Raw genomic sequence first — 24,020 nt, 5'->3', positions numbered from 1 at the left:
AGATTTCGAGGACGCCGCGATCTGGGTTCCGGCTGCCGTATGAAAAGCAGTATTTCATTAATCGTCACAGACTGCAAATTTCATCCGTGACGAGTCTTCTTGCGTAGAAAAATCACCGGCTTACAGTCCCCGGGGGAATCGAAATCGGCGCTGGTGGTGGAAATGGCATTGCATCTTAAGGAAGAAAAGTTCCTGGTCGTGGCGGTCGTCGTGGCAGTCGTCGCCTATCTCATGGAACATGCCGTCATGGAGGCCGGGCAGGTGATCGCGCTTGCCGCCGCCGCTGCCCTGATCGTCACCATCGTGCTCGCCTCCATGCGCGTCGCCCACCATGCGGAACTGCTCGCCGTCAAGGTCGGCGATCCCTATGGCACGATGATCCTGACACTCTCGGCCGTCGCCGTGGAAGTCATCATTCTCGGCATCATGATGAGCGGCGAGGAAACGTCGCCGACGCTCGTGCGCGACACGATCTATTCGGCGCTCATGCTCGACATCAACGGCATTCTCGGCCTCGCAGCCCTGCTCGGCGGCCTGAAACATGGCGAGCAGCCCTATAACGACAATTCCGGCAAGACCTACGGCGTGATGATCCTGACTGCCATGGGCATTTCGATGATCGTTCCCGAATTCGTGCCCGACGACAAATGGCACTATTATTCCGGCTTCACCATCATCGCCATGATCGCCCTTTACGGCCTCTTCCTGCGCATGCAGGTCGGCCAGCACAGCTACTTCTTCTCCTACAGCTATCCGCGCTCGGAACGGCAGAAGGAACATCCGGACGAACATCACGAAGAAGGATCGGTCGCGGCCTCCATCACCATCATCCTCATCGGCGTGGTCATCATCGGCGCGCTTGCCGAGTTCATGTCGGGCTTCATGAGCGAGGGCCTGCGCGGCACCGGCGCTCCCGTGGCCGTAACCGCCATCGTGGTCGCCGCCATCTCCGCGGCTCCGGAAATTCTGACGGCCCTGAGGGCAGCGCTGCGCAACCGCATGCAGGCAACCGTCAACATCGCCATGGGCGCCTCCCTTTCGACGGTCATCCTCACCGTGCCGGTCATGGAGGGTATCGCGCTTTATACCGGCCAGCCCTTCATCATGGCCATGTCGCCGGTCCAGACGGTGATGGTCATGGTCACGCTGATTGCCGCGGCCATCAACCTCAACGACGGCGAAACGAACGCCATCGAGGGCATGACCCACTTCATCCTCTTCGCCACCTTCATCATGCTGACGGCGATCGGACTTTGAATCTGAAATCAGTGACTTGACGCGACAAGCTGATTCATCGTCGCAGCGCGTTAAATCAGAAACTCAGGGCAAACAAAAAGCCCGCCATCTCTGGCGGGCTTTTCCAATGAAGCCGATGTTGCCGGTTACTTGCAGGCGGCGCAGAAGCGCTGGATGCGGCGGCACGCTTCTTCAAGCAGCTCTTCCGAGGTCGCATAGGAAATGCGGAAGTTCGGCCCGAGACCGAAGGCCGAGCCGTGAACGACGGCAACACCTTCCGATTCCAGGAGCTCGGTGACGAAATCCTCGTCGTTCTCGATGACCTTGCCCGACGGAGCCGTCTTGCCGATCAGGCCCTTGCACGACGGATAGACGTAGAAGGCGCCTTCCGGAACCGGGCAGGAAATGCCCTTGGCCTGGTTCAGCATGGACACGACGAGATCGCGACGGCCTTCGAAGATCTTCTTGTTCCGGGGGATGAAGTCCTGCGGACCGTTGAGCGCCTCGACGGCGGCCCACTGGGCAATCGAGGTCGTGCCCGAAGTCTGCTGGCCCTGGATCATGTCCATCGCCTTGATGAGCTGGATCGGGCCGGCCGCATAGCCGATACGCCAGCCGGTCATGGCATAAGCCTTGGAGACGCCGTTCATCGTCAGCGTGCGGTCATAGAGCGCCGGCTCGACCTCGACCGGAGTGGCGAACTTGAAGTCGCCATAGGTCAGGTGCTCGTACATGTCGTCCGTCAGCACCCAGACATGCGGATGCCTGACGAGCACGTCGGTCAGCGCCTTCAGCTCGTCGTGCGTATAGGCAGCGCCCGACGGGTTGGACGGCGAGTTGAACATGAACCACTTGGTCTTCGGCGTGATCGCCTTTTCGAGATCGGCCGCCTGGAGCTTGAAGTTGTTCTCCTGCGTCGTCGCGACGAAGACAGGCGTGCCGCCGCAAAGAGCGACGATCTCGGGATAGGAAACCCAGTAAGGCGTCGGGATGATTACCTCGTCGCCGGCATTCAGCGTCGCCATGAAGGCGTTGAAGAGAATGTGCTTGCCGCCGGTGCCGACGATCGTCTGCTCCCAGGTATAGTCGAGATTGTTCTCGCGCTTGAACTTGGCGGCGATCGCCTTGCGCAGCTCCGGAATGCCGGAGATCGGCGTGTACTTCGTTTCGCCGCGGCGGATCGCGTCGATTGCCGCTTCCTTGATATTGTCGGGCGTATCGAAATCCGGCTCGCCGGCGCCAAGGCCGATGACATCGCGTCCTTTGGCTTTCAGCTCGCGCGCTTTCTGAGCGACGGCGATGGTGGCTGAAGGCTTCACGCGGGAAAGGGCATCGGCAAGGAAGGCCATGATATCGGTCCTACAAGGTTGAAACGGGCAGAAGGCCGGGACCGGAGTTCTGCGCTAAGCTCTATGTCCAATGTGTGACATCATTTCAAGCGCAAAGGCGTGATGGCGGCGATGATTCTTATTGATCGATTGCCGCAGCCGCGCCCGGAATCTTGGACCGGACCTCTGCCCGGCGCAAAACGGCGCCGATCCGGCCTCACGCAAACTTGAATCACTTTCTGAAGTCGGCCCCGTTTTATTCCTTAAAATCAAGGTTATCGCCTGTTTACCATTTGCCACGAATAAGCCGCAACAAATGCCGTGGCGTGCCGCAATTCGGTCGTGAGAGCGCCGAGATCGAAACGGTATTCTTGCATCATCCGACATTGGTTATTGAGGGCATGCCATGTTTCTGGAAGACGAGCGCGCGGCGGGGCGGCTGCGCACAAGCCGGGTTTCCCTGTCGCTGATGGTGGCGGTCATTGCGTTCGCATGCTGCGCCGTTGCAACCTTCGGCCTCTTTTCGGTCGCCGAGGCCGGGCCGGCCATGGCCTCCGGCTCTTTCCAGTCTTCCTATGCGGATCAGAAGATTACTGACGGCGTGACCGTGCTTTTTGCCGCCTTCGTCGCCGCAAACGGTCTCGCCATCTGGCTGCGCCGCGTCAAGGGCCTCGTCCTTCCGGGAGGCAAGCGCGATGGCCGTTAAGCCCCGGCGTGCCGGCAGGATCGAGGAAGCGGACGCTTTCGAGCCGCTGCCGACCTATATGGAGCTTGCAATGGCCGCGGCGGCGGCCCATGACGCGCCGCCTGCAGCGCCGAGGCCGCGTCTGCCCGGGCTTTCGATCGTCGAGAAACTGGTCGCCGTCGCTATCGTGTGCCTCGCCTTCTACGGCATGGCGCTGATCGGCTGCGGACTTTTCCTGAAAGCCGAGGCGAAGCGCACGGGCTTGATCACCCAGCGGACAATGAGCGCGCAGCTGCAATATGCCGATTTCGATATCCGCGTCCCTCCCCGCGTGATCGACTGACCGGCTCCCGTTCAACCCCGGAACACAAAACCGTTATGGACCGCCAATGGCGGTTGAAGCGCTTCATCGCCCGCGCCACCTTATCCTCGAATCGACGATGGGGGATTGTGATGGACGCCGTTTCGACTTTCCGTTTCACCGCGCTGTTCGCAGGCGCCGCTATTATTGCAGGTCCGGCCCTCGCCCAGACCGGCGATATCGTCAGGACGCAGGAAGTTTCGGTTCGCGTCGAAAAGCTCGCCGAAGGACTGGAGCATCCCTGGGCGGTCGAGGTCCTGCCCGACGGCGCCTATATCGTCACGGAGCGGCCGGGGCGGCTGCGCATCGTCCGCGACGGCAAGGTTTCCGATCTGATCGAAGGCGTGCCGGAAGTCAGCGCCCGCGGCCAGGGCGGCCTGATGGATGTCGCCCTGGCCCCGGATTTCGCCACCAGCCGCAAGCTTTACCTGACCGCCGCAATCGCCAGCGACCGGGGCTCCGGCACCGAGGCTTTCAGCGCCACGCTCTCCCCGGACGAGAAGAGCCTCGACAACGTCACGCCCATCTTCACCATGCAGCGCTTTACCCGCGGCAACATCCAGTACGGATCGCGCATCGCGATCGCCCCCGACGGTTCGCTGTTCATCAGCGTCGGCGATCGCGGCAATCGCGACCGCTCGCAGGACTGGAAGGACGATGCCGGTTCCATCGTCCACGTCAACGCCGACGGCAGCATACCCGCCGACAATCCCTTCAAGGACAGCAGCAAGGCCCTGCCGGAAATCTGGTCCAAGGGCCATCGCAACCCGCAGGGCATCACTTTCGACAGCGCCGACGGCAAGCTCTACACGGTCGAGCACGGCGCAAAGGGTGGTGACGAGATCAACAATCCCGAGGCCGGCAAGAATTACGGCTGGCCTGTCATCACCTACGGCCGCGACTATTCCGGCGCCAAGATCGGCGAGGGAACGGCCAAGGAGGGATTGGAACAGCCCCTGCACTATTGGGATCCGTCGATCGCGCCGGGCGCTCTCGTCGTCTATCGCGGCAAGATGTTTCCGGAATGGGACGGCAATTTCATCGTCGCCGCGCTGAAGTTCCAGCTGCTGTCCCGCATGCAGCGGGATTCAAGCGGGGCCTTCACCGCCGAGGAGCGCATGTTCGAAGGCGATTATGGCCGTATCCGCGATGTGATTGTCGCTCCCGATGGCGCCTTGCTGATGGTGACGGACGAGAATGACGGCGAATTGCTTCGGGTCTCCCGCGCCGCCAACCGGGCCGGCTAGAGCCTTTCCTTGCGGATCACGAATTTCAGCCCCGACCATATGTCGTCGATAGCACAGACCTTCACGTCGACGAGGCCGGTCGGCAAGAGGATTTCGCGCAACGCATCCTCCGTGAGGCTGCTGGTTACCTTCGAACTCTTCTTCGGCCAGGATATCCAGACCATGCCGCCCGGCCTGACGGCTTGAAACAGCCGGCCCGCCATCGCCTCGAGCGCCGCACGCTGCGTTTCGAAAACGTGGATGTAGTCGAAGTCTCGCTGAGGAACTGCCGGCAAGGCACGCGCGACCGAAACGAAACCCGCAAACCCGCCGATCTCCCCCAGCCCATCGGGAACATTGACGAGCAGGGCAGCCTGCCCCGGTTTGAGCCCGAGCTTCCGTGTAAGCGGCGTTCCGGAATAGCCCGCCGTCATTGACGCTTCCATGCGAGCGGCCATGTTGCCGGGCCGCCGTCGGCTTTGGCGTCGCATTCTTCCTTGATGCGCACTTCCTCGAGCACGAGCAGATCCGCACTGCCGGGCTCGGCAATATGCCAGGCATAGTAACTGCCGCAATCGCCCATGCCGCGCCCCTTCACGAAGGAGGTAAAGAGCCGCTGCGTCGCGTCATAACGGATATTGAAGGCCGTATCGCCGGTCGTCTCCGAAAACTTCAAGGGGAAGACCGTTCGGGAAATCCGGTCGCCGCGACCGCCATAGATCGCAAAGGGCATGTTGTAGGCGCCGGTCTCGCCGCAAGGCACGACGATCAATCTCATCCCGGTCTCGTCGGCCACTTCGAAAGCGTCGCCATAGGCCAGTCGCCGCTCTTCGATGTGGCAGCCGCCATTCTCGGGCTCGACATCCGCCCGCACGACCTCGGGCAGATCGGCAAAGCGTGTAATCGGCCGGACGGTTGGGGAAGCCTCGGCCGATCCGCACCCGAGCCCTGTCAATACCGCGGCCGCCCCGGCCGCAATCAATCGTTCTCTCATCCACATGCTCCGAACCATTTGCGAAAACCTCGTCCTTGCCGAAAAGAAATGCAACTGCTAACCCGCTCAGCATAACTCCCAGGTGCTTTCCTGACATCGAGGCGGAAATGACGCGCATCCAGGCGAACCTCCTTCTGTTGCTTGCCGCCGCCATCTGGGGCGGCGGCTTCGTCGCCCAGTCGACGGCGATGAAGGCGATCGGCCCCTTCTGGTTCATCGGCCTGCGCTTCGCCATCGCCGCGCTCGCCACCCTGCCCTTTACCCTCCTCGAAGCCCGCAAGGCGAAAATCGCCACCAGCCGCCGGCATCTCGGCCTCTACCTGCTGATCGGCCTTGCGCTGTTCGGCGGCGCATCGACACAGCAGCTCGGCCTGCAGACGACGACTGTCACCAATTCCAGCTTCATCACCGGCCTTTACGTGATCTTCGTCCCGCTGATTGCCGTCTTTTTCCTGCGCCGCTCGCCGCATTGGATCATCTGGCCGGGCGCCATCATGGCGGTGTCCGGCATTTACATGCTGTCGGGCGGCCAGCTTTCGGCCCTGACGATCGGCGACCTGCTGACGGTCGTCTGCGCCGTCTTCTGGTCCGTCCAGATCACGCTCGCCGGAACGACGGTCGGCGAAACCGGCCGGCCGCTTGCCCTTTCCACCGCCCAGTTTGCGCTTACGGCAGTCTGCGGGCTCCTCGTTGCCGCCGTTGTCGAACCGATCAGCCTGGAGGATATCCGCGCGGCGGCACCCCAAATCCTTTATGTCGGCATCTTCTCCTCGGGCGTCGCCTTCGTGCTGCAGGTCGTCGCCCAGCGCTACACCACCCCGTCGCAGGCGGCGATTTTCCTCTCCGCCGAAGCGCTGTTCGGCGCAACACTCGCCGCGCTTCTTCTGGGAGAGAGCATGTCGCCTCTCGGCTATGCCGGTTGCGCGCTTATGTTTATCGCTATGCTTGTAGTCGAGCTCGTGCCTGAAATGACCCGCCGCCGCTCACAAATGGCCTGAACACGCGTCCATTTGTGGGGTATTCAGCCTTATCTGAAATTTTTTTTGGGGCTCGGCAAGACGCGCTATCGTTGCATTTTTGGTAAAATCTGCCCGGAACTTATATTGCAGACGATATAAAACGTTAATCATTTGCTCCCGACGAAGGATTTTTTGCGTTTTTGCGAAAACGGGCCATATTTGCGAGTGTGTTCTTAGCAACACGTTAAAAAACTTTTGCTTGCCAAAATCCGTCAAACGCAGCACTCTTCGCGCGTTCGGGCATTTTGCGAGCATGGGAAGTCCTTAAGAATTTGCGAGCCGGAAACGCTAATATTCCGGTCAGCCGGTTCCAAAAATCAGCAGGCGTTAAGTCCTGTCTGGAGCCGGCGGAGGTAGAGGGGACCTTTTTCTCACATTTCAAGATCTGCCTGCCAGCGTCTTCGCAAGAAGACAATAGCGTAATGCTGCCCGTGTGGATGGCGGGCGGAGACAAAAGGACCTGAGGCATGGCCGAGACTGGCACTGTAAAATTCTTCAATACCGACAAGGGCTTCGGCTTTATCAAGCCGGATAAGGGTGGCGCCGATATCTTCGTTCACATTTCCGCCGTTCAGGCTTCCGGCCTGGCCGGTCTGACGGAAAACCAGAAAGTAAGCTTCGACACGGAGCCGGATCGCCGCGGCAAAGGCCCGAAGGCCGTCAATCTGCAGATTTCAGGCTGAAGACTCGCGTAGGCGTGGAATTCGAGTTGAAGCCCGGCAGCCATGCCGGGTTTTGTCGTTCAGTCTTCATTCAGCATGACGCCACTAGCTTCCAAACCATGAAAGGGACCGCTCCCGGTTCCCGGTACTGGGATTTTACGCGATGAACAGGCTTGCAAAGACTATCCTTCTGACGGCAACCGCCGCTGCCCTCACTCTCTCGGCCATCGGCGAAGCGTCCGCACGTGACCGCCACTGGCGCCACGGCCATGACCACGGCAACGACGCGCTGGTCGGCGGTGCAGTCGGCCTTGCCACCGGCCTGATCGTCGGCTCTGCCATCGCCAATGCCAATAACGGCCCTGTCTACGAAGAGCGCCGCTACATCGACCCGCCGGTTTATGAGCCCGAATACGCTCCCCCGCCGGTCTATCGTGCGCGCCCGGTCTATTCCGAGCCTGTCTATGGCCGCCCGGTCGGCGCCATGGAGCCCTGGAGCCCGCAATGGCACCGTTATTGCTCCTACCGCTATCGCACCTTCGATCCGCGGAGCGGCACCTATGTCGGCAATGACGGCCGCGAGCACTTCTGCGTCGCGAGCTGACAGTCTCATAAATTGCTGAAGCACCAAGCGCCGCCCTCGAGCGGCGCTTTTTCATGTGCGGCGACCGGGCTCAGCCGGCCTTCTTCTCCCAGGGCATGGGGCCGGCTCTGCCGCCCTCCTCGAAATCGGTCGACTGGCTGACGACGCGCCACGTGCGGTCGGCCTCGATTCGCGCCGCATCCGCCCTTTCCACCGCGGCAACCGCATCGCTGCCGAGCAGCAGTCGCAGCGGCGGCGCGTCGAGCGAAGCAATGTGGAGCACGACGGCGGCGGCCCTGGCGGGATCGCCGGGCTGACGCCCATTGTAATTGCGCTGGTACTGCGCCATGGCGCCGACCGTTTCGGCATATTCCGGGCGGCCTTCATAGATTGTCGTCGAGGAACCGGCGAAATCGGTGCGGAAGCCGCCGGGCTCGATGACGCTCACCTTGATGCCGAGCGGCCCGACCTCCTTGGCGAGCACTTCGGAAAAGCCCTCGACGCCCCATTTCGCCGCCGCATAGGGCGCGCGGCCGACAGGCCCGATCCTGCCGCCGACGGAGGAGAACTGGATGATGTGGCCTGCCCCCTGCCCGCGCATGACCGGGATCGCCGCCTTGGTCATGATGATCGTGCCGAAAAGATTGGTTTCGATCTGCGCCCGGAATTCCGCAAGGCTCGTATCCTCGATCGGGCCGACATTGCCGTAGCCGGCATTGTTGACCAGCACGTCGAGCCGGCCGAACGTATCGACTGCGGCCTTGACTGCCGCTCCCGCCGCAGCCTCGTCCGTCACGTCGAGCGGCAGCGCCAGAACCTGCGATCCGAACCTCTCGACAAGATCGGCAAGCTGGCCGGGATCGCGCGCCGTCGCAACCAGCTTGTCGCCGGCTTCGAGCACGGCATTGGCGAGCGCCCGCCCGAGGCCGCGCGAACTTCCTGTAATCAACCAAACCTTCGACATGGGAAACCTCCTTTTCGGTTCCCGATCCATTTAGGATCTATTGTTTCCTTTAGAAAGAAGGTACCTTGGAGATCTATACGCACCTGGAAGTAACTGTAATGAGCAACGACATATTCGATTTTTGCCGCGACCTGAACGACGAGCAGGATGCCCGCGCCCGCCAGATGCTGGAGCGCGCTGCCGCAAAATGGCCGTTGCGTATCCTGCACGTGCTTTCGGAAGCAAACGGGCCTCTGCGCTTTTCAAGAGTGCTGGAGCGGGTGGAAGATATCAGCCAGAAGGTGCTGACCCAGACCTTGCGCACGCTTGAAAACGACGGCCTCGTCATCCGCACGCTCTATCCGCAGGTGCCGCCGCGCGTCGAATACGAGTTGACGCCGCTCGGCCGCGAACTGCTGACGCAGGTCGTCTCGCTCTGGCGCTGGATCGTCGTCCATCTCGATGAATTCGACGCCGCCAAACCGGCGACCAGGGCCTAAGCCGGAATACGCACCGTCGCCCTCAGCCCGCCGAGCGGGCTGTCGCCAAGCGTGATATTGCCGCCATGGCTGCGCGCGATGTCCCTGACGATCGCCAGCCCGAGGCCGGTGCCCGACGCATCGAGGTTGCGGGCGCTGTCCAGCCGGAAGAACGGCTTGAACACATCCTCCCGGTATTTTTCCGGGATGCCGGGACCATTGTCGTCGAAGACGATGGTCAGCCACTTGGCGCCATGCTTGGCCTCGATATGCAGCGTGTCGGCGTAGCGTCTTGCATTCGAGGCAAGGTTGGTCACAAGGCGCAAGAAGGCGTTCGGCCGCACCGAGATATCGTCCTCGCCGTCGATGGAATAGGTCAGCACCTTGCCATGCAGCTCGAAATCGCCTTCGAGCTTTTCGAAGACCTCGCTGAGCTTCAGCTCGCCGACATCTTCCTCCACCTCGCCCTTGGCGAAGGCCATATAGGCCTCCAGCATGGTCTGCATGTCGTTGACGTCCTCGTTGAGTCCGGCAAGGTCGGGATTGTCGCCGGCGAGCGCCAGCTGCAGTTTGAAGCGTGTGAGGATGGTTCTGAGGTCGTGGCTGACGCCCGAGAGCATCGCCGTGCGCTGTTCGATCTGCCGTTCGATGCGCTCGCGCATGAGGATGAAGGCAAGACCGGCGCGGCGGACCTCATCGGCGCCGCGCGGATAGAAATTATCGGCCTTCTGCCCCTTGCCGAAATTTTCCGCTGCCCGCGCCAGATTGAGGATCGGCCGGATCTGGCCGCGCAGGAACAGGATCGAGATTGTGATCAGCACCAGCGATGCGCCGACCATCCAGAGAATGAAGATATGCGTGTTCGACGCATAGGCCTGGCTGCGCTTGGTAATCACCCGCAGGATGCGGTTGTCGAGCTTGATGCGGATCTCGATGAGATTGGAATTGCCGACCGTATCGATCCAGAACGGCCGGCGGATCTCGTCGGTGATTTCGTCGCTCAGGATGCCGTCGAGGATCGAGAAGAACGGCTTGACGCGCGGCGGCGGCAGGTCTCCGTCCGGCTCGACCGAAATCTGCAGGTTGAGCTGGTCGCGGGCAATGCGGGTAATTTCGCTATAGTCCGCATCCTGCGGATAGGTGTTGATGACCTCGATGATGGCGGCGATGTCGCGGGTCACGCCGAGCGACAGACGCTCCGTGACCATCTGCCAGTGACGTTCCATGAACACGGCGGCGACGACCGACTGCAGAAGCACCATCGGAATGATGATGATGAGCAGCGAACGCGTATAAAGGCCGGTCGGCAATCGCCGGCGCAGCCAGCGCACCAGGGAGCGCCAGCCGGGTGCAGGAGAGCGGTCTTCCCGCCGCAAGCTGTCGAATGTCACCATTTGCGCCGGTCCCGCACCTGTCGTTTCAGTCGATGCTCAGCCTGTAGCCGATACCGCGCACCGTCTGCAGCCAGACCGGGTTGGCAGGATCGTCCTCGATCTTGCGCCGCAGGCGGTTGATCTGCACGTCGATGGTACGCTCGCCGACCTCGGCATCGTCTCCGATCAGCTCGTGGCGCGGGATCGTATCGCCGGCGCGGCGCGCGAAAAGCAGCATGATTTCCTGCTCGCGATCCGTCAGGCGAATTATTTCGGCCGCCTTCTTCAGCTCCTTGCGCGTCAGCGAGAACGTGTAGGGGCCGAACATGATCTGCTCGATCTTCGGCGTATCGCCGCTGCTGTTGCGCCGCAGGATATTGTTGACACGCAGCACGAGTTCGCGCGGATCGAAAGGCTTGGAGAGATAGTCGTCGGCCCCGGCCTCGAGACCGGCGATGCGGTTGTCGGATTCGGCAAGCGCCGTCAGCATGATGATCGGCACGTTTTTCACGGCTCTCAGCCCGCGCGTCACGTCGATACCGGATTCGCCCGGCATCATCACGTCCATGATGATGAGGTCGAAATCGAGCCCTGCCAATTTGCGCTGCGCCTCCGCCCCGTCGGAGGCGACGGTCACGCGAAAGCCGTTTTCCGTCAGGTAGCGGTTCAGCAGTGCGCGGATACGCGTATCGTCGTCGACGACGAGAAGATGCGCCGCATCATCGGAAATGCCTGTTTTCACCGCCATTCAATCCGCCTTCTGTCTGTCTCTCATGCCTCGGAGGAATGCCTTTACGCCCTCTCGCGCCTGAGGGGTAGCTCCCTCGAATGCCCGTTCAATACGGCGCGATTGCGGCTCGGCTAGCGCCAGCGCCAGCTCCCTGCCCGATTTGGTGGGATAGAGCTTGCGCTGCCGGCGATCCTCCGGGCCGGCCACCTGCCGAATATAGCCTGAATCGATCAATTGCTTCAGCACTCTTGCGAGGCTTTGCTTGGTGATCTTCAGCGTGTCGAGCAGGTCGGCGACGGTCATGCCGGGATTGCGGTTGACGAAGTGCACGACGCGGTGATGCGCGCGCCCGAAACCGCTCTTTTCCAGAATGGCGTCGGGATCGGAGACGAAGTCTCGATAAGCGAAGAAGAACAGCTCGATGATCTCGAAATCGATGATCCCGGCATCCTCCATCGGCGTGGCCAGCGGCTCAGGCTTGCCTGCTTTCGAGCTCATCTGTCGTGGCACCCGGCATTTCCTTTCTCTTGGCGCGAGCCTTGCGAAGCCCCGCGGAACTTATGGGCTTCAATAACCTGTTCTCATGCGCCGTCAGCTTCCCCCGGACATTGCGCAAGCCCGCACGGACCGTTCCTTCCCCGGAAACTAAGGCCCGTCCGGCAAATCTCCAACGCACGCGCAATTTCCCCTGGCGTCAGTGGATAGAACGTAATGGGGACAACAATCAACAGACATGGTGCAACCGCGCCTGGGCCGCCAAGACTGGCTTCGATTTTCGAAAGGCTTGACCTGCGGCCGCTCCTTGTGACGCACCGGCGAGAGGACGGGCGCTTCTCCCGGGCAAACCGCGTTCACGCGGCTGAAATTACGGGATACACCGCGGCGAAGATGCTCGATCATCGCGGCCAGGTGTCGGGGCAAATGGCGTCGATCTCCTCTTCGCCCCAATATCGTCTTGTCGGGGGTGGCGCCGTTCACACGCCGATCCCGCATTGCTTCCTGACCGGTTCGGCCGCGGTATTCATTCCCGTATCCGAAACCGGTCCGTATCGCCTCACGCCGGCGACAATCTCCGAAACGCCGGGAAACGAACGAAGGATGGAAATCTCATCGGCCGCGGTGATCGCCGCCGATCAAACCATCCGTCAGTCATGCCGGCCCGAAACATGCGTCTGCCGGGCCGTTTCGTCGCCCAGCGTCCGGGCCTTCAGCGTGCCTTGGCCATGACCAGGCCGGCAACCGTCGAAAGGATGCCGCCGCCGATCAGCCCGCCGATACCATCGGCGATCAGTCCGGTCATTGCCGCTTCCCCGCCAACCATGCTGAGCAGCATGCCGCCGCCAATGCCGCCGATGGCGCCTGCAATCGTGCGCGCAACGACATTGATCGCCTGCTGTTTCAGTGCCGCGCTGGCGACATTGCCGCCGACGGCGCCAGCAACCAGTTGTGTGATGAGCGGAAGTAGCGCTTCCATGTTTTTCTCCTCTGGCGATCTCTTCGATCGCCGACTCATGCCATCACCGGATGGCATGTTAGTATATTATCATATTTGCGAGGAGAAGTAGAGGATTCTGGCAACCCATGCGAGCGCCCGGCGGATCGTCGCGGAAAGGGAAAAGGCGGCCGGACGGCCGCCTTTGCCCTGGCTTTATTGCCCCCTGGCTTTATTGATAGACGTAGACGATGCGGCGCGTGCCCGGATCGACCAGCACCGGCCGGTCGTTGATGCGGACATAGCGATACTCGTAATCCGGAACCTCCTGGAAGGTCACGTCGGCGGGCACTTCGGCACCGACCACCACGTCGCCGCCAAGCTGCACGGCCTGCCCCGGCGTGCTGTCGATATAGGTGCGGACCTCTTCCGGCGGCGTGATCGCCTCGACCGATCCGACCGGGCCGATCAGTTCGTCGTCGGGTGCGGGCATCGGCTCTGCCGGCAGAACGCCGGAGGTCGTCTCGTAGGTCACGACGGGCACGCCGAGATCGGCGCGATGCTGTTCCACGATGACGGGCGAGCCGCCCTGATCGACCTGCAGATATTCGGCATAGACCCAGCCGCGCACGCCGTTCACATCGACGCGGCACCAGCGGCTGCCTTCGATGCAGCCGTCAAGCACGGCGGTCGAGCCGCGCGTGGCAAGGCCGACGGAAGGATATTGCGGGCCGGGACCGGAGCGAATGTTCAGGTCGTTGATGGAGGTCGCCACCATCTCCGCCTGAGCAAGGCCTGCACTCGCAGCCAGAAAGGCACCGGCCAGCAGAAGGTTTCTCTTCAGGGTCATTGTAAGGTCTCCTGTTGCGATGGGCTGACAACGCACGGGCCACGCGCTTGTTCCGCCGCAAAAGCCGCGGCTGAACGATGGCGCAAAGAAGGCGGCGACAAGCATCTGAAATCGCTACGAAATCCCTCCACGGCCAGCGCCACGCCGCGATCGGGAAGCCGATAACTTCCTGTTTCAGCCTGTCGTCTGCGCGTGAACCGGCCGAAAATTCCGGCTGCCTTCGGCCGCGTTTGCACCTATAGAGACAGGCAATCGAAAGACGTAAAAACGAGGCATTCATGGGCATGCTCCAGGCCGGCATCATTCCGGTGACACCCTTCCAGCAGAACTGCACCATCCTCTTCGATCCCGATACGAAGGAGGGCGTGGTGGTCGATCCCGGCGGCGACGTGTCGGTGATTGCAGGCGTGATCGAGGAGAACGGCTTCAAGATCAAGGAAATCTGGCTGACCCACGGCCATCTCGATCATGCGGGCGGTGCGAAGGAGCTCAAGGAAAAGCTCGGTGTCGATATCGTCGGCCCGCATGAGGACGACCTGCCGCTTTTGCAGCGCATCGAAACCCAGGCCGAGAAATATGGCGTGCCGGGCCTGCAGAACGTCACGCCCGACCGCTGGCTGAAGGATGGTGACAAAGTCTCGTTCGGCTCGCACGAATTCGAGGTCTACCACACGCCGGGCCATGCGCCGGGCCACGTCATCTATGTCAACCGCGCCCAGAAATTTGCCCATCTCGGCGACGTGCTCTTCAACGGTTCGATCGGCCGCACCGACCTTCCCGGCGGCAACCATCGCCAGCTTCTCGATTCCATCCGCGACAAGGTCCTGCCGCTCGGCGACGATGTCGGCTTCATCTGCGGCCACGGACCGGGCAGCCGCATCGGCGACGAACGCCGCGAAAATCCTTTCCTGCGGGAGATCTGAGCATGAGGCACATGAGCTGGCTGAACCCGCCGCCCTTCTTTGAAGAGCGCGACGGCGCGCTCCATGTCCGCTCCGGTGACAGGACCGATTTCTGGCAGGGCACCTATTACGGCTTCCACCGCGACGACGGCCATTTCCTGCACGAAAGCCGCAGGGGCGACTTCACCGCCGAAGTCACCTTCTCCGGCAATTATGAAGCGCTCTACGACCAGGCCGGCCTGATGATCCGCGCCGATGAGGAACACTGGATGAAATGCGGCATCGAATATACCGATGGCGCCAGGCATTTCAGCACCGTCGTCACCAACGGCAATTCCGACTGGTCGGCCTTTCGCATCGGCCATGATTTCGACGCCATTTCGGTTCGCGCCACCCGCAACGGCGACGCGCTCTTCATCCAGTACAGCACGGATACGATGGACGAATGGCGCATGGCCCGCCTCGCCTGGTTCGATCCCGCTTTTGAAGAGGTGCTGGTCGGCCCCGTGTTCTGCTCGCCGCAACGCGCCGGCTTCGAAGCCGTCTTCCACGATTTCCTGCTGAGCGATCCGCTCTCGCGCGACATCCACTGAGGCCAGGCCCGCAGCCCGCGCCGACGATTGCCCGGCCTGAGCGGCCTACATCAGCTTCTGGCCGTTCGGCAGCGGCCGCTCGACGGCCGCCAGCACGATATCGCCCTTCTCGTCGGCAAAACCGAGCGTCAGCACTTCGGACCGGAACGGTCCGATCTGGCGCGGCGGAAAATTGACGACGGCAAGCACCTGCCGTCCGACGAGCCGTTCCGGCGAATAATGGACCGTGATCTGCGCCGAGGATTTCTTGACGCCGATCTCGGGGCCGAAATCGATCACGAGCTTGATCGCGGGCTTGCGCGCTTCCGGAAAGGGATTTGCCTCGATGACGGTGCCGACACGGATATCGACGCGCTCGAAATCGGCAAAGGTAATCTCTTCAGCCATGATCGTCTCTCAGCTGGCGAGTTCTTCGGCGCGCTTGCGGGCCGCCGCGAGCGCCTTGTCGAACAGCGGCTGCATGGCGTCTTCAGCCATCAATACGGAAAGTGCCGCCGCCGTCGTTCCGCCCGGCGAGGTCACGTTCTGGCGCAGGCGCTGAGCGTCGTCGGGGGACTGGTGCAGCAGCTCACCAGCCCCCGCGACAGTTTCCCGCGCAAGACGCATGGCAAGGTCCGCCTGCAGGCCAAGCTTACGGCCCGCTTCTGCCATACACTCGACGAGATAGAACACATAAGCCGGCCCGCTGCCCGAAAGCGCCGTCACGGAATCGATGTCGGCTTCGGCAGGCACCCATTCGACAGGGCCGGAGACGCGAAGAAGGGCATTGACGCCATCGCGCTGTTCGGCGCTCACACGCGCATTGGCAAAGGCGCCGGTCACGCCGCGCCCGACCATGGCGGGCGTGTTCGGCATCGCACGCACCATGGCCGCTTCGCCGAGATGTTTTTCGAGGAAGGCCAGCGTCTTGCCGGCTGCGACCGAAACGACGACCGTCTGCGGCCCGACGGCACCCCTGACCGTGGGCAGCACGGCTTCCATGACCTGCGGCTTCACCGCCAGGAACAGGACCCCGGCCTTGAGATTGGCCGGAGCGGACGTGACATGTGTGGCGCCGGCATCGGCAATGGTCGACATCATCGCCGGCGACGGGCCGGGATCGACCACGACGACGGCGGAACCCGGAACTCCGCTCTTCAGCCAGCCGGAGAGCATGGCGCCCCCCATATTGCCGGCACCGACGAGAACGACCGGATTGGCGGCGGAAAAGATGGTTGCAGGCATGTCAGGCCTCGCCAACTGTTTCGAAAAGAACGGCTTCCATCGCCTTGCTGGCCTCCATTCCGGACCAGACGACGAACTGGAACGCCTGATAATAGGCCTCGCAGGTATCGAGTGCACTCGAAAGCAGCACCTCGACCTGGCGGTTTGTCGGCTCGGCGCCCCCGGCCAGCAGCAGCGACTGGCGGAAGATGACGACATCTTCCTGGCGCCACAGGTCGAAATGGCCCATCAGCACCTGTCCGTTGATCGCCGAGAGCAGCTTCACCACCTCGTTGACCCTGATATCGGGAACCTTGATGTCGAAGGCGCAGCCGAGATGCAGCGCTTCGAATTCCTCCATCCAGGAGAAGGAGACGTGATAGTCAGCCCAGCGTCCTTCGACCGTCATCGCAATCTCGTCTTCGCCGGACCGCTCGAATGCCCAGTCATTGCTGGACGCCACGTACTCGATCATGTCGACCGGGTTCGACTGGCGTTCGACTTCCAATTCCATAAGGCTCATGCAGCACCTTCTTGACCGGAATGAATGCGGCCCAACTTCGTGAAAAACACAAAACAAGACACACGCAACACCGGAAACCACCACCTGGGATGATCGCTGAACCGCTGCCAGACTAACGCAGTGAACCTGCCCGGAGCTTACCAATTCGCTTCGAATCATCATTTAAAATCAGTGTATAATGACCCTCGCGGCCTGCCAGCCCCTCTCACGGAAATTTGGCCGGGCCGGTTGTGGAAAGCACTTAGGGAATCAGATTCAGCGGGGGAGGTAAAAGACTCTGCCCATTGGCTTTTTTGGCAGTGTCCACAGGTGGAAAATCGCACCTGATTTTTTTATCGAAGATGCGGCATGTAACATATGGGCCACGCCGCACCTTATACAGCAACTTCTTTCGACGGAGGCTACTTGCCCTTGGCGGCGAGCTTGGCTTCGAGCGCGGCGATGCGGGCGGCCAGCGCCTCGTTTTCGTCACGCGCCTTGATGGCCATTTCGCGCACGGCTTCGAACTCCTCGCGCTTGACGACGTCCATGCTGTTCAGCCAGCGTTCGGCATGGGCGTTGAAGGCCGTTTCGATCTCCTTGCGCACGCCCTGGGCAGCACCCGCAGCATCGGTCATCAGCTTGGCGAATTCATCCATGATGCGGTTCGTTCCGGTCGTCATGGCGTATTTCTCCCTTCGCACGACGTGAATGTAAGGCCTTGCGGCCACTGAAAATGGAGGTAGGGCTTCGCCGTTAAGGATGCAAGCGCTTTGCACGGGATAAGCCCCGGCGCACGGGTCCGTGACGAACAATGCACTTGACCCCCGCAGATCGCGGAGCCATGTTCCGCGCATCTCAACGGGTGGGAAAACCTTGCCGATAGCCGCTGATCTTCTTGCTATAATGCCTTTCCCTAATATCGATCCGATCGCTTTTTCGATCGGCCCGCTGGCGATTCACTGGTACGGCCTGGCCTATGTCGCCGGCATCCTCCTTGGCTGGGCCTACGCCCGCCGCATCGCCGCAAACGATACCCTCTGGCCGAACGATACGTCGCCCATATCGCGGCCCCAGCTGGACGACTTCATCGTCTGGGCCGCCCTCGGCATCGTTCTTGGCGGCCGTATCGGCTATATCCTCTTCTATGATCTCGGCGCCATTATCGAAGACCCGATCCGCGCCGTGCAGATCTGGAACGGCGGCATGTCCTTCCATGGCGGCCTGGCCGGCACGACGATCGCCATGATCCTCTTTGCCCGCCGCAACAGCATCCCGATCTGGAGCCTGTTCGATATCGTCGCCACGGTCGTGCCCTGCGGCCTGTTCTTCGGCCGCATCGCCAATTTCATCAACGGCGAACTCTGGGGCCGGCTGACGGATGTGCCCTGGGCGGTCGTCTTCCCGACCGGCGGCCCCTTCGCACGCCATCCGAGCCAGCTTTATGAAGCGGGCCTTGAAGGCATCGTCCTGCTTCTCGTCCTTGCCGCGCTCGTCTACGGCGTCAAGGCGCTGAAGAGCCCCGGCCTCATTTCCGGCGTCTTCGTCTGCGGCTATGCGCTGTCGCGCATCTTCGTCGAATTCTTCCGCGAGCCGGATGCGCAGCTCGGCTATCTGCTCGGCACCGGCTGGCTGACGATGGGCATGGTTCTGTCCTTCCCGATGATCCTGCTCGGCCTCTGGGCGATCTTCCGCGCCCGCCAGGCAGCTGCCCTGCAGCATTGAAACGACCGGGACGACCGCAATGACCACCGCTTTGGGCGAAAAGATCAAGACGATCATCCAGGCCAACGGGCCGATCAGCGTCACCGACTATTTCTCGCTTTGCCTTGCCGATCCCGAACACGGTTACTACCGCACCCGCGAGCCCTTCGGCCGTTCGGGCGATTTCGTCACCGCGCCTGAGGTCAGCCAGCTTTTCGGCGAAATGATCGGCGTTTTCGTCGTCCACGCCTGGCAGCGCCACGCGACGCCCGCCGGCGTTCGCCTCATCGAGATCGGCCCTGGCCGCGGCACGATGATGGCCGACATGCTGCGGGTGATTTCGCGCATCGCACCGCCGCTCTTCGACAACATGACCGTCCATCTCGTCGAAACCAGCGAGCGCCTGCGCGATGTCCAGAGCCAGACGCTCGAACCGTACGACGGCAAGATCAGCTGGCACGGCGGCTTCGACGAGGTCCCGCCCAGCTTCACGCTGATCGTCGCCAACGAACTCTTCGACGCGATCCCGATCCGCCAGTTCGTGCGCACGCAGACCGGATTCCGCGAGCGCATGGTCGGCCTGGACGCAGACGGCGAACTGACCTTTGCGGCCGGCGTTGCCGGCATCGATCCGGCGCTGCTGCCGGAGCCCGCTCAAAGCGTGCCGCTCGGCACCCTGTTTGAGATTTCGCCCGCGCGTCAGGCCGTCATGAGCGCCATCTGCGAAAGGCTGCGCGCCTTCAGCGGCACCGCGCTTACGATAGACTACGGGCATCTCGTCACCGGTTTCGGCGACACGCTGCAGGCCGTGCGCATGCACGAGTTCGATCCGCCGCTCGCCCATCCCGGCGAGGCGGACCTGACGAGCCATGTCGATTTCCAGCAGCTTGCGGAAACGGCGGCTTCCGCCGACGTCCACATCAACGGCGCATTGCACCAGGGCGACTTCCTGACCGGGCTCGGCATTCTCGAGCGCGCCGCAGCCCTCGGCCGCGACCGCGAGCCGCGCACGCAACAGATCATCCAGAGCGCCGTCGACCGGCTCGCCGGTGCGGGCGAAGGCCGCATGGGCGAGCTCTTCAAGGTGCTCGCCGTCTCCCATCCGCCGATCGACCTGATGCCGTTCCGCCCGGTGGATTGACAGCCAGCCTTACGCTCGCCAACATCGGCCGCAAAATGACAATGCTTCGCCGGGCGAGAACCGGCGAAGACGACGTCGATCCCTCTCCAAAAGACCCGGAATATCACATGACAGATGCGGCCTCCCCGGCACCGATCGAAAGCGCGCTGCTGAACGAAGCGGCCGGCGGGACGATCCGCCATGGCTATTTCACCCGCGCCGGCGGCGTCTCCGAAGGCATCTATCGCGGCCTCAATGTCGGCCTCGGCTCGCATGACGAGCGCGGCAATGTCGAAGAAAACCGCCGGCGCGTCGCCGCCTGGTTCGATCTGCCGGTCGAGCGGCTGGCGACCGTCCATCAAGTCCACTCCCCCGATGTCGTCACCATCGGCAGGCACTATAACGGCGACAGGCCGCAGGCCGACGCCATGGTCACGGCAACCCCCGGCATCGCGCTTGGCGTGCTGGCGGCCGATTGCGGCCCGATCCTATTTGCCGACCCGCAAAACCGCGTCATCGGCGCCGCCCACGCCGGCTGGAAGGGCGCGCTGACCGGCGTGCTCGAAAACACCATCGACGCCATGGTGGCCCTTGGCGCCGACAGGAACAATATCGTCGCCTGCCTTGGCCCCTCGATCAGCCAGGCGAACTATGAGGTCGGCCCGGAATTCGTCGAACGTTTCCTTGCCTACGACCCTGCCTACGAACGCTACTTCATCCCCTCGCCGTCGGCAGGCCACGCCATGTTCGACCTGCAGGGACTGACCGTCCGGCGGCTGAAAGACGCCGGAGTGCGCGCCGAAAGTCTCGGCATTTGCACCTATCCCGACAGCGAGCGCTTTTTTTCCTATCGCCGGACCACACATAAAAAGGAGCCGGATTACGGCCGCCAGATTTCGGCGATCAGCATCAGGGAGACGTAAGCAGCATGGCACTTCACTTCGAACGGGCTGAATTCGCAAGCCGGCTGACCCGCCTGACCGACAAGATGAAGGAAGAAAAGCTCGACGCGCTGCTGCTTTTTGCGCAGGAGAGCATGTACTGGCTGACCGGCTACGATACGTTCGGCTATTGCTTCTTCCAGACCCTGGTGGTCAAGGCCGACGGCACCATGGCGCTGATTACCCGCTCGGCCGACCTGCGTCAGGCCCGGCACACATCGGTCATCGAGGATATCCATGTCTGGGTCGATCGCGTCAATGCCGATCCGACGATGGACCTCAAGAACCTGCTCGTCGAAATGGACCTGCTCGGCGCCCGCATCGGCGTCGAATACGACACGCATGGCATGACGGGCCGCGTCGCCCGGCTGCTCGACGCGCAACTGACGACCTTCGGCCAGCTCGTCGACGCCTCCTACCTCGTCAGCCGCCTGCGCCTCGTCAAGAGCCCGACCGAAATCGCCTATGTCGAACGTGCCGCCGTTCTGGCGGACGACGCGCTGGACGCAGCGATCCGCCTGACCGGCCCCGGCGCCGACGAAGCCGAAATCCTCGCCGCCATGCAGGGCGCGATCTTCACCGGCGGCGGCGACTATCCGGCCAACGAGTTCATCATCGGCTCGGGCGCGGACGCCCTGCTCTGCCGCTACAAGGCCGGCCGCCGCAAGCTTGACGCCAACGACCAGCTGACGCTCGAATGGGCCGGCGCTTACGCGCATTATCATGCCGCCATGATGCGCACGATCGTCGTCGGTGAGCCGACGCATCGCCACCGCGAACTCTACAATGCCTGCCTGGAAACGATCCAGGCGATCGAGACCGTGCTGAAGCCCGGCCACACTTTCGGCGACGTCTTCGACATGCACGCCAGGATCATGGACGAGCGCGGCCTCGCCCGCCATCGCCTGAATGCCTGCGGCTATTCGCTCGGCGCCCGTTTCTCGCCCTCCTGGATGGAGCACCAGATGTTCCATGCCGGCAATCCGCAGCCGATCGAGCCCGGCATGTCGCTCTTCGTGCACATGATCATCGCCGATTCCGACACGGGCACGGCCATGACCCTCGGCCAGACCTATCTGACGACCGGTGAAGCCCCGCGCGCGCTTTCGCGGCACTCCCTGGACTTCATCGGCGCTTAGGGCGCTGACATCACTGGCAAGAATCCGGAATTGACAGACGGGTCCCCCCACCCGCATAAATTCGCACGGGGCTGATGCGAATGTGGGAAGGACGAACCGAGGGATGACGCGAGTTGCGACTGCGCCCACGCTCCTGATCTGCCTTGCCTTGCTTTCTGCCTGCAACACGACCGACGCGTTGACGCTCACGCCGCCCATGGAGATCGGCGATTCTTCCGTCAATCGTTCGTCTACCCCGGTCACGCAGAGCGAAGCCGAACGCATGGCCGGAGAACCGCAGCAGACATTCCCGGCAGCCCCTCGCCGCAACGGCTATACGCCGGCCTTTAGCGAACAGAGTTCCCCGACCCAGCCCAACTATTCGGCACAGGCCTACCGGCCCGGCACCGGCGCCCCGCCGACGACGATGCAGGCTCAGGCCGATGCAATCGCCCGCGACGGCTCTTCACCCGCCGCTTCCGGGCCGATCGAAGGCCAGGCCCTGCCCCCGCCCTCCGCCGCCGAACAGGCGACGGCGCCGCAGCAGCAGACGCAGACGGCGGCCCTTGATCCTTCCGTCTCCTCTTCGACCTCGGCACGCGGCAACACGGTGCGGTTCCTGCCGATCATCGGCGCGCCGGTCCAGGCCGTCACCCCGCTGTCGCGCCAGCTTGGCGCGGAAGCCCGCGCGCATGGCCTGGCAATCAAGAGCTCGAACGATACCAGCAGCGACTATATCCTCAAAGGCTACCTCTCCGCTTTCGGCGACGCGGGGAAAGTCACCGTGGTCTATGTCTGGGACGTGCTTGACAATGCCGGCGCCCGGCTGCACCGCATTCAGGGACAGGAAAGCGTGCCGACGGCCGCCACCGATCCCTGGGCTGGCGTGCCCGCCTCGGTCATGCAGCAGATCGCCTCCAAGACGATCAGCGAGTTCACATCCTGGCGGCAGAGCCAGGGCGGTTAGTCACAAGCTTTTTATAAATATAAAAGTATGTGACGCCTTAGCCCTTGCATTCAGCGGGAAGCTGGCTAAAAAGCGCGGCTATCAGCGCATAACAGGCGGACCAAGATGAAGGTTTTCGCAGGCAATTCGAACCGGCAACTCGCCGAAGCGATCTGCAACTATCTCAATGTTCCCTTAGGGAAAGCCAGTGTCCGAAGGTTTGCCGACCAGGAAATCTTCGTCGAAATCCAGGAAAACGTGCGCGGCGAGGACGTCTTTCTCGTACAGCCGACCTCCTTTCCTGCCAACGACCATCTGATGGAACTGCTGATCATGATCGACGCCATGCGTCGCTCGTCGGCCCGCCGCATCACGGCCGTGCTCCCCTATTTCGGCTATGCCCGCCAGGATCGCCGCGCCTCCGGCCGCACGCCGATCTCCGCCAAGCTGGTCGCAAACCTGATCACCGAAGCCGGCGCCGACCGCGTCATGACGCTCGATCTCCACGCCGGCCAGATTCAGGGCTTCTTCGACATACCCACGGACAACCTGTTCGCCCTGCCCGTTCTGACGCGCGACATCAAGAGCCACTACGACCTCAGCAACGTCATGGTCGTCTCGCCCGACGTCGGCGGCGTGGTGCGCGCCCGCGCGCTTGCCAAACGGCTGGACTGTCTTCTGGCCATCGTCGACAAGCGTCGCGATCGGCCGGGTGAATCCGAAGTCATGAACATCATCGGCGACGTCACCGGCAAGGACTGCCTGCTGATCGACGATATCGTCGATTCCGGCGGCACGCTCTGCAACGCGGCCGACGCGATGCTCGCCAAGGGCGCGTCCAGCGTGACCGCCTACATCACCCACGGCGTTCTCTCCGGCGGCGCCGTCACCCGCGTCACCTCCTCCAAGCTGCGCGAACTCGTCATCACGGATTCGATCCAGCCGACCACGGCCGTCCTTTCGGCCCACAACATCCGCGTCGTGACGACCGCCCCGCTGATTGGCGAAGCCATCAGCCGCACGGCCCAGGAAGAATCGGTCTCGAGCCTCTTCGACTAAAAAGGAGCCGGCATTCGACCGGCGCTTTTTG

The 24,020-nt window shown here is 62.4% G+C and carries 30 protein-coding genes; 17 read left to right on the top strand and 13 right to left on the bottom strand.

Features of this window, described 5'->3' with window-relative positions:
• The first annotated feature begins 162 nt into the window (after positions 1-162).
• Complete coding sequence (locus tag ACU8HS_RS16030) at positions 163-1,257, top strand: calcium:proton antiporter (protein WP_113412169.1); 1,095 nt, start codon at positions 163-165, stop codon at positions 1,255-1,257.
• Positions 1,258-1,382: 125 nt separating this feature from the next.
• Here the strand turns inward: ACU8HS_RS16030 and ACU8HS_RS16025 are convergent, their stop codons facing one another.
• On the bottom strand, positions 1,383-2,585 hold the full coding sequence (locus ACU8HS_RS16025) for a pyridoxal phosphate-dependent aminotransferase (protein ID WP_112572591.1): 1,203 nt from the start codon (positions 2,583-2,585) through the stop codon (positions 1,383-1,385).
• A 385-nt stretch (positions 2,586-2,970) separates the two neighbouring features.
• Between ACU8HS_RS16025 and ACU8HS_RS16020 the strand changes: the two genes are divergently transcribed.
• The 3 genes from ACU8HS_RS16020 (at position 2,971) to ACU8HS_RS16010 (ending at position 4,857) form a co-directional block, all read left to right on the top strand.
• The gene (locus ACU8HS_RS16020; protein WP_112572589.1) at positions 2,971-3,270 is read left to right on the top strand and encodes a hypothetical protein; all 300 of its coding nucleotides are present in this window, start codon (positions 2,971-2,973) and stop codon (positions 3,268-3,270) included.
• Complete coding sequence (locus ACU8HS_RS16015) at positions 3,260-3,592, top strand: sortase (RefSeq protein WP_112759198.1); 333 nt, start codon at positions 3,260-3,262, stop codon at positions 3,590-3,592. Before ACU8HS_RS16020 ends, ACU8HS_RS16015 begins: the two co-directional genes overlap by 11 nt.
• A 110-nt stretch (positions 3,593-3,702) precedes the next feature.
• On the top strand, positions 3,703-4,857 hold the full coding sequence (locus ACU8HS_RS16010) for a PQQ-dependent sugar dehydrogenase (RefSeq protein ID WP_113412168.1): 1,155 nt from the start codon (positions 3,703-3,705) through the stop codon (positions 4,855-4,857).
• On the opposite strand, the gene ACU8HS_RS16005 is transcribed toward ACU8HS_RS16010, so the two are convergent.
• Both ACU8HS_RS16005 and ACU8HS_RS16000 read right to left on the bottom strand, forming a co-directional pair.
• A complete protein-coding gene (locus tag ACU8HS_RS16005) occupies positions 4,854-5,327 on the bottom strand; it encodes a DUF3052 domain-containing protein (RefSeq protein WP_447014690.1) in 474 nt (157 codons plus the stop codon). The two genes, ACU8HS_RS16010 and ACU8HS_RS16005, sit on opposite strands and share 4 nt — an antisense overlap.
• On the bottom strand, positions 5,267-5,830 hold the full coding sequence (locus ACU8HS_RS16000; protein ID WP_162703019.1) for a DUF1176 domain-containing protein: 564 nt from the start codon (positions 5,828-5,830) through the stop codon (positions 5,267-5,269). The genes ACU8HS_RS16005 and ACU8HS_RS16000 overlap by 61 nt, the downstream gene beginning before the upstream one ends.
• A gap of 107 nt (positions 5,831-5,937) precedes the next feature.
• On the opposite strand from ACU8HS_RS16000, the gene ACU8HS_RS15995 reads away from it, so the two are divergent.
• From ACU8HS_RS15995 to ACU8HS_RS15985, 3 genes are all read left to right on the top strand, one after another.
• A complete protein-coding gene (locus ACU8HS_RS15995; protein WP_112756998.1) occupies positions 5,938-6,828 on the top strand; it encodes a DMT family transporter in 891 nt (296 codons plus the stop codon).
• Between the two features lie 488 nt (positions 6,829-7,316).
• Positions 7,317-7,532 (top strand): cold-shock protein, encoded by a 216-nt coding sequence (locus tag ACU8HS_RS15990; RefSeq protein ID WP_007824341.1) that lies wholly within the window; start codon positions 7,317-7,319, stop codon positions 7,530-7,532.
• Between the two features lie 142 nt (positions 7,533-7,674).
• On the top strand, positions 7,675-8,115 hold the full coding sequence (locus ACU8HS_RS15985) for a BA14K family protein (protein ID WP_112572578.1): 441 nt from the start codon (positions 7,675-7,677) through the stop codon (positions 8,113-8,115).
• A gap of 70 nt (positions 8,116-8,185) precedes the next feature.
• Here ACU8HS_RS15985 and ACU8HS_RS15980 read toward each other — a convergent pair whose 3' ends face one another.
• On the bottom strand, positions 8,186-9,058 hold the full coding sequence (locus tag ACU8HS_RS15980; protein WP_113412166.1) for an oxidoreductase: 873 nt from the start codon (positions 9,056-9,058) through the stop codon (positions 8,186-8,188).
• A gap of 65 nt (positions 9,059-9,123) precedes the next feature.
• Between ACU8HS_RS15980 and ACU8HS_RS15975 the strand changes: the two genes are divergently transcribed.
• Complete coding sequence (locus ACU8HS_RS15975) at positions 9,124-9,537, top strand: winged helix-turn-helix transcriptional regulator (protein ID WP_447014689.1); 414 nt, start codon at positions 9,124-9,126, stop codon at positions 9,535-9,537.
• Here the strand turns inward: ACU8HS_RS15975 and ACU8HS_RS15970 are convergent.
• From ACU8HS_RS15970 to ACU8HS_RS15960, 3 genes are read right to left on the bottom strand one after another with little or no spacing between them, the layout of a single operon-like run.
• Positions 9,534-10,910 (bottom strand): ATP-binding protein, encoded by a 1,377-nt coding sequence (locus ACU8HS_RS15970; protein WP_112703924.1) that lies wholly within the window; start codon positions 10,908-10,910, stop codon positions 9,534-9,536. The two genes, ACU8HS_RS15975 and ACU8HS_RS15970, sit on opposite strands and share 4 nt — an antisense overlap.
• Before the next feature lie 25 nt (positions 10,911-10,935).
• Positions 10,936-11,637 carry a response regulator gene (locus tag ACU8HS_RS15965; protein WP_112572572.1) on the bottom strand — a complete coding sequence of 234 codons (702 nt, stop codon included), beginning with the start codon at positions 11,635-11,637 and terminating at the stop codon, positions 10,936-10,938.
• Positions 11,638-12,075 carry a MarR family winged helix-turn-helix transcriptional regulator gene (locus tag ACU8HS_RS15960; protein ID WP_112572595.1) on the bottom strand — a complete coding sequence of 146 codons (438 nt, stop codon included), beginning with the start codon at positions 12,073-12,075 and terminating at the stop codon, positions 11,638-11,640.
• Positions 12,076-12,330: 255 nt separating this feature from the next.
• Here ACU8HS_RS15960 and ACU8HS_RS15955 point away from each other — a divergent pair, with 255 nt between their 5' ends.
• Positions 12,331-12,846, top strand: a complete 516-nt coding sequence (locus ACU8HS_RS15955) for a hypothetical protein (protein ID WP_447014688.1) — start codon at positions 12,331-12,333, stop codon at positions 12,844-12,846.
• On the opposite strand, the gene ACU8HS_RS15950 is transcribed toward ACU8HS_RS15955, so the two are convergent.
• A complete protein-coding gene (locus tag ACU8HS_RS15950; protein ID WP_007824354.1) occupies positions 12,827-13,093 on the bottom strand; it encodes a hypothetical protein in 267 nt (88 codons plus the stop codon). The genes ACU8HS_RS15955 and ACU8HS_RS15950 overlap by 20 nt on opposite strands.
• A gap of 190 nt (positions 13,094-13,283) precedes the next feature.
• Positions 13,284-13,901 carry a DUF1236 domain-containing protein gene (locus ACU8HS_RS15945; RefSeq protein ID WP_377311549.1) on the bottom strand — a complete coding sequence of 206 codons (618 nt, stop codon included), beginning with the start codon at positions 13,899-13,901 and terminating at the stop codon, positions 13,284-13,286.
• A 278-nt stretch (positions 13,902-14,179) separates the two neighbouring features.
• Between ACU8HS_RS15945 and ACU8HS_RS15940 the strand changes: the two genes are divergently transcribed.
• Together ACU8HS_RS15940 and ACU8HS_RS15935 are read left to right on the top strand one after the other, a co-directional pair.
• On the top strand, positions 14,180-14,824 hold the full coding sequence (locus ACU8HS_RS15940) for an MBL fold metallo-hydrolase (RefSeq protein WP_112572568.1): 645 nt from the start codon (positions 14,180-14,182) through the stop codon (positions 14,822-14,824).
• A gap of 2 nt (positions 14,825-14,826) precedes the next feature.
• Positions 14,827-15,396, top strand: a complete 570-nt coding sequence (locus ACU8HS_RS15935; RefSeq protein ID WP_377311548.1) for a DUF1349 domain-containing protein — start codon at positions 14,827-14,829, stop codon at positions 15,394-15,396.
• Between the two features lie 45 nt (positions 15,397-15,441).
• Here the strand turns inward: ACU8HS_RS15935 and ACU8HS_RS15930 are convergent, their stop codons facing one another.
• From ACU8HS_RS15930 to ACU8HS_RS15915, 4 genes are all read right to left on the bottom strand, one after another.
• Entirely contained in the window at positions 15,442-15,783 is a 342-nt protein-coding gene (locus ACU8HS_RS15930; RefSeq protein ID WP_112572563.1) for a tRNA-binding protein, read from the bottom strand.
• Between the two features lie 9 nt (positions 15,784-15,792).
• Complete coding sequence (proC, locus tag ACU8HS_RS15925) at positions 15,793-16,620, bottom strand: pyrroline-5-carboxylate reductase (RefSeq protein WP_112572561.1); 828 nt, start codon at positions 16,618-16,620, stop codon at positions 15,793-15,795.
• 1 nt (position 16,621) lies between these two features.
• Positions 16,622-17,122 (bottom strand): type III secretion system chaperone family protein, encoded by a 501-nt coding sequence (locus ACU8HS_RS15920; protein WP_112572559.1) that lies wholly within the window; start codon positions 17,120-17,122, stop codon positions 16,622-16,624.
• 401 nt (positions 17,123-17,523) lie between these two features.
• Complete coding sequence (locus tag ACU8HS_RS15915) at positions 17,524-17,784, bottom strand: accessory factor UbiK family protein (protein ID WP_112572557.1); 261 nt, start codon at positions 17,782-17,784, stop codon at positions 17,524-17,526.
• A gap of 193 nt (positions 17,785-17,977) precedes the next feature.
• Here ACU8HS_RS15915 and lgt point away from each other — a divergent pair, with 193 nt between their 5' ends.
• From lgt to ACU8HS_RS15885, 6 genes are all read left to right on the top strand, one after another.
• Complete coding sequence (lgt, locus tag ACU8HS_RS15910; RefSeq protein ID WP_112572553.1) at positions 17,978-18,826, top strand: prolipoprotein diacylglyceryl transferase; 849 nt, start codon at positions 17,978-17,980, stop codon at positions 18,824-18,826.
• A gap of 19 nt (positions 18,827-18,845) precedes the next feature.
• Positions 18,846-19,946, top strand: coding sequence for a class I SAM-dependent methyltransferase (locus ACU8HS_RS15905; protein WP_447014687.1), 1,101 nt, complete (start codon positions 18,846-18,848; stop codon positions 19,944-19,946).
• A 107-nt stretch (positions 19,947-20,053) separates the two neighbouring features.
• Positions 20,054-20,848, top strand: a complete 795-nt coding sequence (gene pgeF, locus ACU8HS_RS15900) for a peptidoglycan editing factor PgeF (RefSeq protein ID WP_447014686.1) — start codon at positions 20,054-20,056, stop codon at positions 20,846-20,848.
• Between the two features lie 5 nt (positions 20,849-20,853).
• On the top strand, positions 20,854-22,005 hold the full coding sequence (locus ACU8HS_RS15895) for a M24 family metallopeptidase (protein ID WP_447014685.1): 1,152 nt from the start codon (positions 20,854-20,856) through the stop codon (positions 22,003-22,005).
• Positions 22,006-22,108: 103 nt separating this feature from the next.
• Positions 22,109-22,951, top strand: a complete 843-nt coding sequence (locus tag ACU8HS_RS15890) for a hypothetical protein (RefSeq protein WP_447014684.1) — start codon at positions 22,109-22,111, stop codon at positions 22,949-22,951.
• Between the two features lie 105 nt (positions 22,952-23,056).
• Positions 23,057-23,989: a ribose-phosphate pyrophosphokinase gene (locus ACU8HS_RS15885; protein ID WP_112572543.1), complete on the top strand. Its 933-nt coding sequence runs from the start codon at positions 23,057-23,059 to the stop codon at positions 23,987-23,989.
• The last annotated feature ends 31 nt before the right edge of the window (positions 23,990-24,020 follow it).

This window comes from Rhizobium sp. KDH_Rht_773_N, assembly GCF_052946295.1.
This window is presented reverse-complemented; position numbering and strand designations above follow the sequence as displayed.